Here is a 12,785-nt window from a genome sequence, read left to right as displayed (position 1 = left end):
CCGTCACGGTGAGGGCGGGCCGGGTTCCGCCGACGTCGGGTTAGGCTTTGCTGGAGGCATTCCCGGCCACAGGGGCACCCCGCCCGGCCCGTAAAGCGCTGCCCCGACGGGCGCCGCCCCGGGGTAGGGCTCTGGTCCGACCGCAGGGCCGGGGATGCACTGGCGGATGCTCGGCGGCCGGGGCAGGCCGCGGGTGACCGGGAAGAAGTCAACCCAGCAGGGATGCCCGATGCCGGGGTTGGGCCGCATGTCAAGGCCGGTTCCCCAACCGGTATTGGTAACCAACTGTCGCACCGGGAAGTTCTTCGTGGGATCCGGCAGCGACCCGCAACCCGGTTTTCCTCCAGGTCCGCCCTTCGCGGCGACAATGGGCAGGTTGTCGGGATACACATAGGGGTCGTTGCCCAGCAACAGGCCGACATCAAGCCAGATCGTGCGGCCGTCCCCGCCCCAGGCCGGCCGCGCATTGTCGAGGAACCACTTGGCTCCCTGCAGCATGCAGGTGTACTCGGGGTTGTACTTCAACAACAGGTTTGTCGTCGGCTCGAGGTTGTTGACCGACGCGACGAAGCTGTCTCTGCTTGTGCCGAGCAGGTTGGTTCCGGCCCTCGTGAACCCGATGGCGTTGAGCAGCAGGCTATCTAGCGCAGTCTTGTGATTCACGATGGTGACACTGGAGGTGCTGGCGGCGTTCAGGATAGCCACGATGTCTCGGGCGGCCGCGTCGTAGGTATCGCTGAAGCTTTTCAATGAACGCCAGTCTTGACGGATAGTGTCGCGACGCGCGTTGAGTGCCAGCAGAACCTGATTGAGGTCGGTGGTGGCCTGGCCTATCTGTTCCCCCCGCCCGCGCACCGCGTCGGCCACCGCGGTCAGCACGGCGTTGAGCTTTTCCGGATCGACCATGTTGAGCAGATCGACGACGTTCTCAAAGACCGTGTTCACCTCGGTGGTGACATTGCTGGAATGCAGCACCGCACCGGCGACTAAGTGCCGGGCACTGGGATCAGCAGGAGAGATCAGGTCGACGAATTTGCCCCCGAACACGGTGGTGACCTCGATCTTTGCCTCCACGTTGGCCGGGATGTATTGGAGCTGATCCGGGTCGATCTCCAGCGTGAGGCCGGCCCGGCCGTTGTCATCGTTGACCTGGGCTACGCGACCCACCTGCACACCGCGCATCATGACCTTGGCGTCGGTGTCCATGACCAGCCCCGAGCGATTCGATGTCAACGTCACCAGCACATAGGACCGGAAGGTTTCATCAAAGGACGCCGCCGCCACGAAAACAACCGCACCGATCGCCGCGAACAAGACCAGCGTCCACCACGCGTCGTGCAAACGGTGCAGACCTTGCCTGTGATTCATCCCGCTAGCTCGCCAGGTGGAAGTTGCCGGACTTGCCATAGATGGCGAATGTCATGACGACGATGAGCATCGACGCGACAACCATGGAGGCACGAACGGCGCGGCCAACGGCCTCGCCGACCCCGGCCGGCCCGCCGTGCGCCGTGTACCCGTAGAAGGTGCACAGAAGCATGATCATCACGGCGACCGCGGCGACTTCGAACAACGCCCAGAGCAGGTCGCTCGTACTGAGGAACGTGTTGAAGTAGTGGTCGAAGACGCCAGACCCCTGACCATAGACGACCGTGGTGCCGAGGCGAGCGGCCATAAACGCCGTGATGAGCCCCACAAAGAACAGTGGGATAGCCACCACGACCCCGGCCACCACCCGGGTGCTCGCCAGATAGCTGACGCTGCGGATACCGATCACCTCGAGCGCATCGATTTCCTCGTTGATCCGCATCGCCCCCAGCTGAGCGGTGCTACCGGCACCGATGGTGGCCGCCAGCGCGACCATGACAGTTCCTGGCACGATTTCTCGGGGATTGAAAAAGGCCGATGCGAAGCCCGTCAAGGCCTCCACGCCGACGGAAGCGAATTCGTTATAGCCCTGCACTGCCACAATTGCACCGGTAGTCATCGTCAAGAAGCCGACGATCACGACGGTTCCGCCGATCACCGCAAGAGCCCCGCTCCCCAACCCCATTTGCGCGATCAGCCGGAACAGCTCGCTCCTGTAGTGCATGATGGCATCGGGAACCCCGGCCAGTGTGGTGATGTAGAACCGCGTCTGCGATCCGATCCGATTCCATTCAGCCACCAGGGTTTTCGTCGTACGTTGTAGGCGCGGATGTAGGTTGCTCGGAGCACTAAGCGTCACAGGTTCACCTCACCATGAACGGCATGCCGACAGCGGTGACGATGATGTTGGTCACGAATAAGACGATGAAGGCAAACACCACCGTTTCGTTCACCGCGCTGCCGACCCCGGCGGGGCCGCCGCCGACCGAGATGCCCTTGTAACAGGCGATCAGGCCTGCCGCCAACCCGAATAGCGTCGCCTTGACCATCGAGATGATGACGTCGGCCATGTGGGTGAGCGTGGTGAGACCCGTCACCCACGCACCCGCCGAGACGTGCATAAGAAATACGGAGCAAAAGAACGCACCGATAAGACCCGCGGTGATCACCACCGAGGCCAGCGCCAGCGAGACGGTGGTCGCCGCCAACACGCGCGGAACCACCAGCGCCTGGATGGGGTTAATGCCCATTACCCGCATCGCGTCGAGTTCCTCGCGGATAGTTCGCGCACCCAGATCGGCGCACATGGCGGTGGCGCCGGCGCCCGCGACCACCAAGACCGTCACTATCGGGGCGCTCTGGTCCACGGTGAAGATCGCGCAGCCGGTGCCGGAAAAATCCGCGGCACCGATATCGGTCAGCAGGACATTGAAAAGGAACCCCGAAATCACTGCCCAAGGGATCGTCATCAATATCCCGGGGAGTGTCGATACCCGCGCCACGAACCAGCACTGGAGTAGGTATTCACGCCACGCGAAAGGTGGCTTGAACATAGTCACGAAAGTCTCCGCTGTCATCACGAAGAAGTCGCCCATCGCCCGGACCGGCTTGGTGGCCGGATGTAGCGTCACCATGCGTGCCGCCCCAACGCGGTCGGCAAATGGGCACATCGCCACTTGCATGGGCATGACGATGCTGTGTGGTCCAGCACACAGTCAGCCGAGGACATAGCAGGCACGATATCGACGTGATCAGCCTGGTAACTACCCTCGACAGGAGACACTTTTGTCTCTCGTCAGAGTGAAGTCTTGGGGGAGCTCGGCTGATCGAGTACGGCTCTACAGCGCACCCGCGGCAAGCCGCCGGGCACTCGACCGCCACACAGAGCAGGGCAGCCGTCGACCTGGTGAGGGATCGCTGTGGACTTTGGACCGAGTGAGGTAAATCGTGGCGTCAGAAGCAGATCGTCGGACCACATGCCCAATACTTCCAAGACGCCCTGAGGAATCGGCAGCGTAGAGCTCGCCAACCGATCGAGAGCGCGGCCCTTGTATTGCCGTGGTACGGCTGCGTCCAACAAAAACTCGCACGCAATTTCCCTTCTAGTTACCGGAGCGCCGCGCGACAATCAAGGCGTGGCGCAGAATCGCGGCGAGACCACACATTTCACCGGTTCTGCTACGACACCACCGGACTACACGGCAAGCGACTGCGGGTGCTGACTGACATGCCAACCAATGATGCCGGGTGGCCCCAAGATCATCTGCCCAAGGGCATCACGGACGTCGTTGCTATCGACAACGAACCCAGCGTCAATCTCAGCGTCCGAGTTCATCCGCCGCAGAATCCGAACTGCGTCGCCTTCGTCGCTTTCGATCAGCTTGCTATCTACGACGAGCAGTGAGCAGCTGGCAACTGTGCAGCGATGGGCTTACTGGGGATAGGTCAGCAATGCAGGCCCGAGATTCCCACGGGGAGTACGGTTTGGGAGTTAAATCGCCATGCCGCATGAATATCCCTGAGCCCGGTAGCCACTCCTGATACCCGTAAGGCGGCAGCTCATTCGAGCCGGACGGATACAATTTCGCACCGGGAAATCCGACTGCGATGCCCAGACGCTGGACCTAACTCGACGTACCGATTTGGATGGCCGTTGTCGTCTACGACATTCGCTGGCCCAAGGGCCCCCGACTCGAGCACCTTTAGACCAGGGAGTGCTCCCCGACGCGCCTGGAGCAACCCTATCCGCCGCGGACGGCTCCGGGGTGGCAGCCGCCATTCGCCGCAGCCACCCATACACCGTCTGACACCCACCACCGCACCTAGTGCATCCGAGCGCGCGGCGGACCGCGCGCTCGCCGCCTTCAGCACCGCACGCACGTCCCCCACTTTGACCCCCGCCAATTCAGCAATCGTCGCAACAGATTCACTGCACGCCTGAATTCATGTCACCGCTGCAGCACTGGCCTGAGGGTGCTCATCACGTCGCCGCACACCCTCTGCTCGCACTTCCTGGACGCGGTTTTCTCCCACTCGTCAACAGCCCCTAACCGTCCTAGTTCGACCAGAACGACACGGCATCATCGACGTTGCGGCGCTCGCACTTAGACGCGCTTCATTGGCTTTCACTTGCGCCTCGCGAACACGCTTGCGCGCTTGTGTTTCGAGTTGATGTTCACCATCGCTGAACCATATGACGCCGCCGGGCTTGGGCTCTACCACCAACTCCAACATCACCGCCGCGATCCCATGTCCCCCTTTGTCGCCGCCCCCTGTGTCCCAGTTCTTGAGCACACCAACATAACTCGCTCCACCGAGTTGGCGCTGCTCACCAACGCCGAACGCCACCACCATTTTTCAACCGCCCCACGCACCACACACCTCTTGCATTAAGGGCGTGAATCGGGCCGGTCTTTTCGTCCGTACGAAATTGGGTTAGTGTTTCCTGGTGTCGGATCGGCCTGTCTGTCCGCGTTGTCGGGCCGGGTTGCCCGCGGCTGTCGGTAGGGGCCGTCCACGGGTGTGGTGTTCGCAGGTGTGCCGCCGGGCCGCTTATGAGGAGCGTCGAGCTGCTCGGTCTGGGGCGATCGGATTGCGCGTCGAGCGTGTGGTGGAGCGGGTCGAAACGCCGGTGGTGCGTGTGGAGTATCGCGATCGCGTCGTGGAGCTGCACGCGCCATCGCCAGACCCTGCCCAGGCGGCCGCGATCGTGCTTGCCTCGCCCCGTGCGTGCCGCGATGTGCTCGACGGTCTGGCCGATGCCGCTACCCTGGGCAGTCTGCATCGTGGCGAGCACGACGCCACTGTGCGTGCAGCTGCGCGGCTGCTGACTGCGCTGCGGGCCGCCCGGCTGCTGGGTTAATTACCCGGGGCGCGGTCCCGTTCCCGCGGCGCCGCGCAGCGCGCCGCGGTCCTCCCGTCGCGCCCGGACGCGCTTCATCTGGTGCTGTCCTCGCGGCGCGCGCTGACCTCGGCAACGAGCTTGGCCGCGGTCGCCCGACGCCGTGGCGGGTTTGACGCGGCGGCCGCAAAGTCAGGCCACGGCAAAGAATTCGGCGACCGCCACCTCGGGTAGAACCTCGCACAACACCGCGACCAGTGCGGCTGTGCGGGCCTGCTGCACCACCTGGGCGTGGGTGTCAGCATCGGGGAGCTGCCAGTGTGCTCGGCCCCATTCGGTCACGGCGCGCTCTGCCCAATCATCGGCCAGCTCCGCCACCCGGTAGGCGACTTCTTGAGCGGCTTCGGCGACGAACTCCTCGCGCTCGGGGTCATCCCAACTCGCTGGCAGCCGCAAATGCCGGCCCAACACCCGGGTGAGCAACGCGGTGGGTATCAGATCGTCGTCCATACCGTCATTGTGCGCTGGCCGAACCTGTGTGGTAGGAATGCGCGCCCTGAAACGACCGGTGTCTGGTGGGCGGATCCCACTCGAGGAACGGTTGCACTGACGACGGGCGGCCACGCAGCGACTCGTGGGGATCTGAACTGCAGATCGTGAGCACGCTGCCGTTGCCACTGCACGCGTTGCGCGCTGCTCGCAACCGTCGACATCGCAATTCCGGAGGGTCCGGCACTTTTCGACGTTGCGTCATGCCGTGGCGAGTTATTTGCGGGTCACTGGTAGACGGCTTGCCGCGCTGCGCTTTACGCTGCGCCAATACCAGGCCCGGTGCGAACCGAAGCGACACTCGTTGCCCACCAAAAGAACTCAGGGCGCGTCGCGGTACGGCGTCGCACCGGGCCAGCGGCCAGTACCGGGAGGGGCCCAGCACGATGGGACGCAAAAGTCGCCACAAGCGCGAACGCAGGCTCGGTCAGGTGCAACCGACGCCCAAAGAAGCCGAACGCGCGATCGTCAAGGCCGAACGACGCACTCGCGACATCGCACCCACCGTCGAAGCCTATACACGCGTCGCGGCGAGCGGCCCAGCACAACTGGCCGCAGCACTCATCAATCGCCACACCACGCGGATCGACAATCTGGATGCTGTGGCCCAACGTTGCATGGACCACTGCGTTGCTCATCTGTTGGCGATCAGCGCATTGGACGCAGCTCTTCTCGGCGGAAGCCGTCAGCTGTGGTATTCGCCGCCGCATGAGAGCCGGTGGCCAACACACCTGTCCTGGAGTCTGGAAAGCACCATCGCGGCGCTGCGCTTGATGCTCGCCGGCCAAACCGTTGGCGCGGCAATCATTTTGCGGCAACAACTTGGCCGATGGACACTACTGCTGGCGCGGGCCCACCCCGTCGTGCAGCGCCGTTACGAATCGATCGAATCGTTTATCGCCAGAGCGTGGACACGCAGCGCCATCGACATGCTCGGTCAATGCACTGCCGCCGTCGGGGCAGACGACATCTTCGACGATATCGACACCCACCCACCCACCACAGGGGTGATCCGCACCGACCACGAGCATGTCCAACTCGGCGAGCGAGCCGTATGCCCCGCCCACGTGTATCACGAACTGTGTCAGCTCATCGACGGACAACCACCTGAACTGCCGACCGAGTGCGAGGTTGTTCACGACCTCGACGCCACGGACTCGCCGACCCGAGCTCTCTGCGATGCGCTGTCGCTGTGCCTTATGCATATGCGACTCGCCGCACCCAGAAGAGGTGCAGCGCCACCCGACCCCGACACCGCACGCGCACTCGGTTCGCTGTGGGCTCCCGAGCGGCCACCCGCCGTGCGCGCGGCGACACCATCAGTGCCGCTGTGCACGTCGCCGCTCCACCGGCCGACCGCGGCCCTGGTGCCGCTGGTGCGCACCGAACTGGCGTCCTCCACCAACATCAACGAACTCTTCCAGCGCTACACCGACTACCACGCAGTGCTCGCTGACAGATCCCGCGCCGAGCATCCCACGCCGCGAGAGCTCGCCGAACTCGCCTTCGCCGCGCACCGCTACATCAGATTCGCGATCACCGAGCACTCCCATGCCCTGGACCTCAACATCTCACAGGGGCGCCTCGGGATCCGCCACCATCTGGGCCCGCGGTCCGCGCAGATCTTGACCGCGGAATTCGCCGCGCTGTGCGCGCACTGGAACCAGTCCCGACCACACATCGCTGCCGCCGCCACCCAAATCTCGGCAACCCTGCTCTCGGGGTATTGGCTGTGGCTCGAAGAAGACGACCGCGCTATGGGAATCCTGCGCTGCACCCTGCACCACGCCGCGCGAATGCGGTTATGGCACACCAACCCCGACGCCGCCCAAGAATTGCAGACCATCCCCTCGACCACCCCGCGCCGCTGGCGCAACGTCGCAGGCTGGTCGCAACACCGCTCGCTCGATTTCTCGCTCTACGACTACGCCCACGCCAACCGCGAAAGCCGCATCGACGCCCCAGCCCTCCTCTTCCGCGATGACGACCACTACGCCGACGATTGGCTACCGCAGCGCCAAGCCCGAGAAGTAGCACTGGACAAAGTCACCACCCTCGCCGCCACCGAAATCATGAAAGTTGTTGACACACACCAATCACGAACAATCGCCAACACCATGCGCGAAGCACTGCACAACAGCGGACTCGACCTCCAGACCAGCCCAGCGCGCCGACAACCCGAGGGCCGCACGACGCCACCCGGCACGGCACACGACACCACCGCAACCCCCGACACACCACTTTTCGACTGACGCCGAGACCCGATGTCCACCAACGTGCAGGGGAAAACAGTCATCACAACAGGGTCGAACGCGGACTCGGTCTGAGGCAACCGACACCCGAGAACGCCGAGCGTGCCAGCACACACGCCGGACCCCCCGCTCAGTACGTCGCGCCCACCGTCAGAGCATACGAACGCCTGGCAGCGAGCGGCCCGGCACAACTCGCCGCGACACTGATCAGCCGCTACTGGGCTCGAATCGACAATCTCGATGTGCCAGCCCAACGCGCGATGAACCAGTACCTTCCTCATTTGCTGTCGATCTGCGAATTAGACGCGGTCTTTATCCGTCAAGGGCATCGGCTCACACAGCACACAACACCGCACGAGAGCCCGTGGCCGACCCACCTGTCCTGGGCGCTGCAAAGCACCATCGCGGCGCTGCGGTTGATGCTGGCCGGCCACACCGTCGGCGCGGCCATTGTTTTACGGCAACAACTGGGCCGATGGACTGTCCTGCTTGCGTACGGTGTCGCGCGTCGCGATGACGAACCAATCGAGTCGTTTATCGCCAGAGCGTGGACCCACGCCAGGATGCTTGGCATCGCCACCTACGCCCCCGACATCGCAGCCCGCGACATCTTCGACGATCTCGACGAGCACCCACCCACGACAGGTGTCATCGACACCGACCACCAGCACGTGCCCATCGATGGCCGGGCCCTATGCCCCGCCGCGGCGTATCACACACTGAGCACGCTCGTCGACATCGAACACGTTGATCAGTGCGCCCAGCCCGAAGCGGTGCACGACCTCGACGCCGAGGACTCGGCGACCAACACTGACCGCAGACCCGATGCCCTCTCCGACGCGCTGGCGCTGTGCATCATGCAGATGCGACTCGCCGCAGCCGCCCTGTGTCACACCCGACGCGACACCGACACAGCCCAGGCAATCGTCGACGCATCCGGGCACGAGCGGCCACTCATCGGCTACCGCTCGGATACCCAGCCCAGGCGACGCAAGTCTGAACTCCCGCAGCTCACCCGTGCCCTGGTACCCCTGACAAGCACCAGATCCGCCGCGCTGGAAAACATCGACCACCTCTCCAAGCTCTACACCGACTACCACACTGTGCTCGCCGACAGATCGCACTGCCAGCACCGCACACCACAAGAACTCGCCCACCTCGCCTTCACCGCACACCGATTCACCAGGGCCCTGGTTGCCCAAGCCGCGCACACTCACGATCGCCAGCTCGCAGACCAGCGCCTCCAGCTTCACCAACACCTCACCCCCACGTCCCCGCACATCATGACCGCCGAGTTCGCCGCGTTGTGCGCCCACTGGAACCAGTCCCAACCACCGATCGCCGCCGCCGCCACCCAAATCTCGGCAACCCTGCTCTCCGGATACTGGCTGTGGCTCGAAGACGACGACCGCGCCATGGGAATACTGCGCTGCACACTGCACCACACCACGCGATTACGCCTGTGGCACACCAACCCCGACGCCGCCCACGCATTGCAAACCACGCCTACCACCACCCCGAGCACCTGGATGCACGCCGCAGGCTGGTCACAACACACCGAACTCGACCACGCACTATTTGAGTTCGCCCACACCAACCGAGAAAGCCGCCGCCACGCCGCAAGAATCCATCTCGACGAGCACTACCCCAACTGCGACAACCCACTACCGCAACGGATAGCACGACAAACAGCACTCGACCAACTCACCGCGCTCGCCGCCACCGAAACCATGAAAGTTGTTGCCACACACCAATCACCAGCAATCGCCGACACCCTCCGCGAAGCACTACACCACCACGGACTCGACGAACAGACCAACCCCGCCCGTAGACAACCCAACAAACGCACCTCAGCACCCCGCACCAAACAAGACACCACCACGACCCCCGACATCACACTCCTCGACTAACCCGCCAACCTGAAATAGCGAGCAACAACGAACCGCAGAGGAACCGCGCCACTGCTTACCGAGTCAATCAACCTCGCGCGCGATCACAGCGCGAACGGCGACCCCACAAACACCACACGCACACCAACGATCGGTGCAGTTCGCAACAACGCCCTCCCGCATCGCATTTCGCAGAAAAGTAAAAAGCCTCACTTGTCCATGAACACCTCGACCGTCAAGGCTTCTGCGCCCAAGAGCCGCCTGCAGCGCGGGCGGTCACGTTCTGCTGAGGCACAAGCGGTGCTGCGCTCACTGGACGAGCAGTTGGCGTTGGTGGGGCAGGAACATGGCGAGGCTTTGGAATGGTCACCGCAAGAGCGCTTTCAAGTGGATTTGCTCGCTGCCGAGACTGACCGCACGGTCGATCTGGCGGCGATGTACGACGCCTGCGGTGATGACGTGAAGCTGCGGGTGAAGCTGTCGGCCGAGCTCAGGTTGTTGCGGCAATCGACAGCCCGAATGATCCGCGAGATCAAGACGGAGCTGCCGGAACGTCCGACGCCCACGGCGCTCAGGATAAAGGGCGCGGGGCGGCAGCGCACTTCACCCTTCGGCAGTCGAGGCGGGGCTGTTGTCACGTGCGGCTTCCGACGTCGATGTCAGACGCACGACATGGTGGTCGCTTAGAGTTCAACCTTTCAGTTCGGCACGGGCCGGCTATGCCCCTCCGTGTTGCTGAAACGCTAACGCGCAAATCCTGGCCAGTCCGCACTGAGATCGAAGACGGCGTCAGTCGAAGTGCCGCAGTCAGTTTGGTAAACCTCACCCGTGTCGTGCGCTGTAATCGAGACGAAGGGCAGCGTGGCTTGAATAGGGTTTTCAGCCCAGGGATTAACCCACAGCTTGGGCAGTCGCGCAGCGACTCTGCAGGGATAGATGTTTTCACCATCGAGTATTGCGCAGACGCGTGACCCGCGTTTCGGCGGACCTTGGCGCCAGTAACCGTCCCGCTTGCGCACGGATCTGACGGAGTCTGGTTGCCCTTCGTAGTACTCCACCGCTCCCGAGCCGAACAACGCTTCGGCCACTTCGTCTCCGTCAAGGAATCCTGAGGTGTTGAGGACGGCGACCATCAACGGCTTGTCTGGCAGTCCGTAATGTCCGCCTTTGCGTTTGACAACGTCGCGATAGCGCAGCATCTCGTTGTCGATCCACCCGCCGGTCATCGGATAACTTCCGATGAGACGGCCCCTTTCGCCGCGGGCTTCGGGGTTTACCGGCCAGGCGCCGTACTCGATAATCCATCCTCGTACGGGGAGCACGTATTCCGGGGCGCCCATCCCTGCGGCGATCTGCTCGGTCACTTCGTCGGGGTCCAGGGATGAAAGCCGGTCTTCGAGCGGTCGAACGATTTCGGCCGCCTTGGGTCTTTCCGCTCCGACTCTGCGAATCTCGATGTCTACCATGAAGTTCGGATCGTTAGCCTGATTCGTGGCTTCAAATATCCATGACCGCTCGCCGCCACCCTGTCCGTGAACCGGCCCGAGGCCTGATAGAAACACAATGCATTCGACATAGAAGCTGACCTCGTCACGCGTCACCAGAAAGTCTGGTTGTCGACTCGTGTTGGTCAGTTTAGGGTGGGTACTCACTCGGTATCCGAGGCGGCAAAATAGCGTGTAGGTGTACAACTCCCACCACGCGCCGATGTGCTGGGCATAGTCGTCGTTTTGGAGCCGGCCCCGCAAATCAGCTTGTGCGGCAACCGGGTAGTCGGCGAACCACTGCTCGATCAGGTTGCGAACCAACTCCCATTGTGGCCCAGCCACACGGTTGAGGAAGTCGTACGAGCTTTCCGTGTCGTACGCGGGTGCTGGATCTGTCCGAAGGAAGTCATCGAAGATTCGAGCCGTGCTCATTTGAGGTGTCGCCTACTCGACGTAGGTGTGCAGGATCTCGCCCATGTAAGCGCCTTCGGCGTCGTACAAGGGGCCGGTATCGAATCGGACCCGTGGTGATCGCGTTGATAGCTCGCAATTGTCGATTAATTCCAGCGCCTCGGGCACGCCGAAGATGAACTTGTGGCACTGTCTGACGACTTCGGCGTTGATCTTTCGGCTGTTTGGGTTGCGCCTCGGATCTTGGCTTTCTTGGGACATAACGAGCAACGCGTTGGGCGACAGTGGAAATCTGATTTCGTCGGCGGTGTCGATACCGGCCCCGCCGGACTGAGGTTTGGCGGACGGTCGTCGCCATTTGAGGACGGGGCAGTCGCTACTCAACAAGACCGGGGCATCGTACTTGTAAACCGTCCATCCCATCGCTTCTAGGCGCGGCGCGATGAGCGACACAGCGCCGCTGATGGAAATATTGAAAACCATTTCCTTAGTTGGGATTTCACCGTTCGGCATCCCGTTGACGAATGTCCACGCCGCTTCGACCTCGTTGTCGCTGGGCTGCGAACCATCCAGCCTGGCAATGAATTGAAGTACTGCATCTTTCGGAATGGGCCTCTCCTCCGTGGTCGCGGCGACGTCGCATACGAAGTTGCGAGCTTCGTACTCTTTAAGTGTCCTATTGAGCTGGATCGCAGCGAATACCGCTGCCAATGAACGGCGTTCGCCGCGGAGATCGCCAGCCGCGGTTAGCTCGCTCCGAAGGTCAGCCCACTCTTCTTCGATCTGCTGAAAGAATTCTTCGCGTGCCTGCGCGGCGTCACCGGTGCCGTAGATGTCGCTTGCGACGGCCACATTGGTGATGTTGGTTACCACGGTCCCGTCACGGTCGCGGCGCCGATACGCAACTTGGCCGGCGTCATTCGCCCACGCCTTGAGGTACGTCCTCGGGACGAAGTGCGGTCGGCGAGTACCTTGGGCCATCTGCATC

General features: G+C 62.9%; 11 protein-coding genes. 5 read left to right on the top strand and 6 right to left on the bottom strand.

All coding sequences use genetic code 11. The annotated features are described in order from the left end of the window. Positions 1-3 precede the first annotated feature (3 nt). Genes MRAB57_RS13080 through MRAB57_RS13070 form a run of 3 tightly spaced genes read right to left on the bottom strand, consistent with a single transcriptional unit; the run spans position 4 to position 3,002 of the window. Positions 4-1,368 carry an MCE family protein gene (locus tag MRAB57_RS13080; protein ID WP_077087924.1) on the bottom strand — a complete coding sequence of 455 codons (1,365 nt, stop codon included), beginning with the start codon at positions 1,366-1,368 and terminating at the stop codon, positions 4-6. A 4-nt stretch (positions 1,369-1,372) separates the two neighbouring features. After that, positions 1,373-2,227, bottom strand: coding sequence for an ABC transporter permease (locus MRAB57_RS13075; RefSeq protein WP_077079382.1), 855 nt, complete (start codon positions 2,225-2,227; stop codon positions 1,373-1,375). Between the two features lie 4 nt (positions 2,228-2,231). After that, positions 2,232-3,002, bottom strand: a complete 771-nt coding sequence (locus MRAB57_RS13070) for an MlaE family ABC transporter permease (protein WP_108637627.1) — start codon at positions 3,000-3,002, stop codon at positions 2,232-2,234. Positions 3,003-3,421: 419 nt separating this feature from the next. Between MRAB57_RS13070 and MRAB57_RS29610 the strand changes: the two genes are divergently transcribed. Further along, complete coding sequence (locus tag MRAB57_RS29610) at positions 3,422-3,772, top strand: DUF7161 family protein (protein WP_425436449.1); 351 nt, start codon at positions 3,422-3,424, stop codon at positions 3,770-3,772. Positions 3,773-4,960: 1,188 nt separating this feature from the next. Next, positions 4,961-5,230, top strand: coding sequence for a hypothetical protein (locus MRAB57_RS13055; RefSeq protein WP_077087923.1), 270 nt, complete (start codon positions 4,961-4,963; stop codon positions 5,228-5,230). A 171-nt stretch (positions 5,231-5,401) separates the two neighbouring features. On the opposite strand, the gene MRAB57_RS13050 is transcribed toward MRAB57_RS13055, so the two are convergent. After that, a complete protein-coding gene (locus tag MRAB57_RS13050; protein WP_077087922.1) occupies positions 5,402-5,719 on the bottom strand; it encodes a hypothetical protein in 318 nt (105 codons plus the stop codon). Positions 5,720-5,865: 146 nt separating this feature from the next. Between MRAB57_RS13050 and MRAB57_RS13045 the strand changes: the two genes are divergently transcribed. From MRAB57_RS13045 to MRAB57_RS13035, 3 genes are all read left to right on the top strand, one after another. After that, complete coding sequence (locus MRAB57_RS13045; protein WP_173813932.1) at positions 5,866-8,010, top strand: hypothetical protein; 2,145 nt, start codon at positions 5,866-5,868, stop codon at positions 8,008-8,010. 242 nt (positions 8,011-8,252) lie between these two features. Further along, positions 8,253-9,920: a hypothetical protein gene (locus MRAB57_RS13040; RefSeq protein WP_157900601.1), complete on the top strand. Its 1,668-nt coding sequence runs from the start codon at positions 8,253-8,255 to the stop codon at positions 9,918-9,920. A 198-nt stretch (positions 9,921-10,118) separates the two neighbouring features. Continuing rightward, complete coding sequence (locus MRAB57_RS13035; protein ID WP_077087919.1) at positions 10,119-10,586, top strand: hypothetical protein; 468 nt, start codon at positions 10,119-10,121, stop codon at positions 10,584-10,586. Between the two features lie 56 nt (positions 10,587-10,642). Here MRAB57_RS13035 and MRAB57_RS13030 read toward each other — a convergent pair whose 3' ends face one another. Then, positions 10,643-11,818, bottom strand: coding sequence for a hypothetical protein (locus tag MRAB57_RS13030; RefSeq protein ID WP_077087918.1), 1,176 nt, complete (start codon positions 11,816-11,818; stop codon positions 10,643-10,645). A 12-nt stretch (positions 11,819-11,830) separates the two neighbouring features. Then, complete coding sequence (locus MRAB57_RS13025; protein WP_077087917.1) at positions 11,831-12,784, bottom strand: DUF4238 domain-containing protein; 954 nt, start codon at positions 12,782-12,784, stop codon at positions 11,831-11,833. Position 12,785 lies beyond the last annotated feature (1 nt).

Origin of the sequence: Mycobacterium rhizamassiliense (genome assembly GCF_900157375.1) — a bacterium.
GTDB classification, from domain to species: Bacteria; Actinomycetota; Actinomycetes; order Mycobacteriales; family Mycobacteriaceae; genus Mycobacterium; species Mycobacterium rhizamassiliense.
Note: the sequence above shows the minus strand (reverse complement) of the source record. Positions and strands in the feature narration are given on the sequence as shown.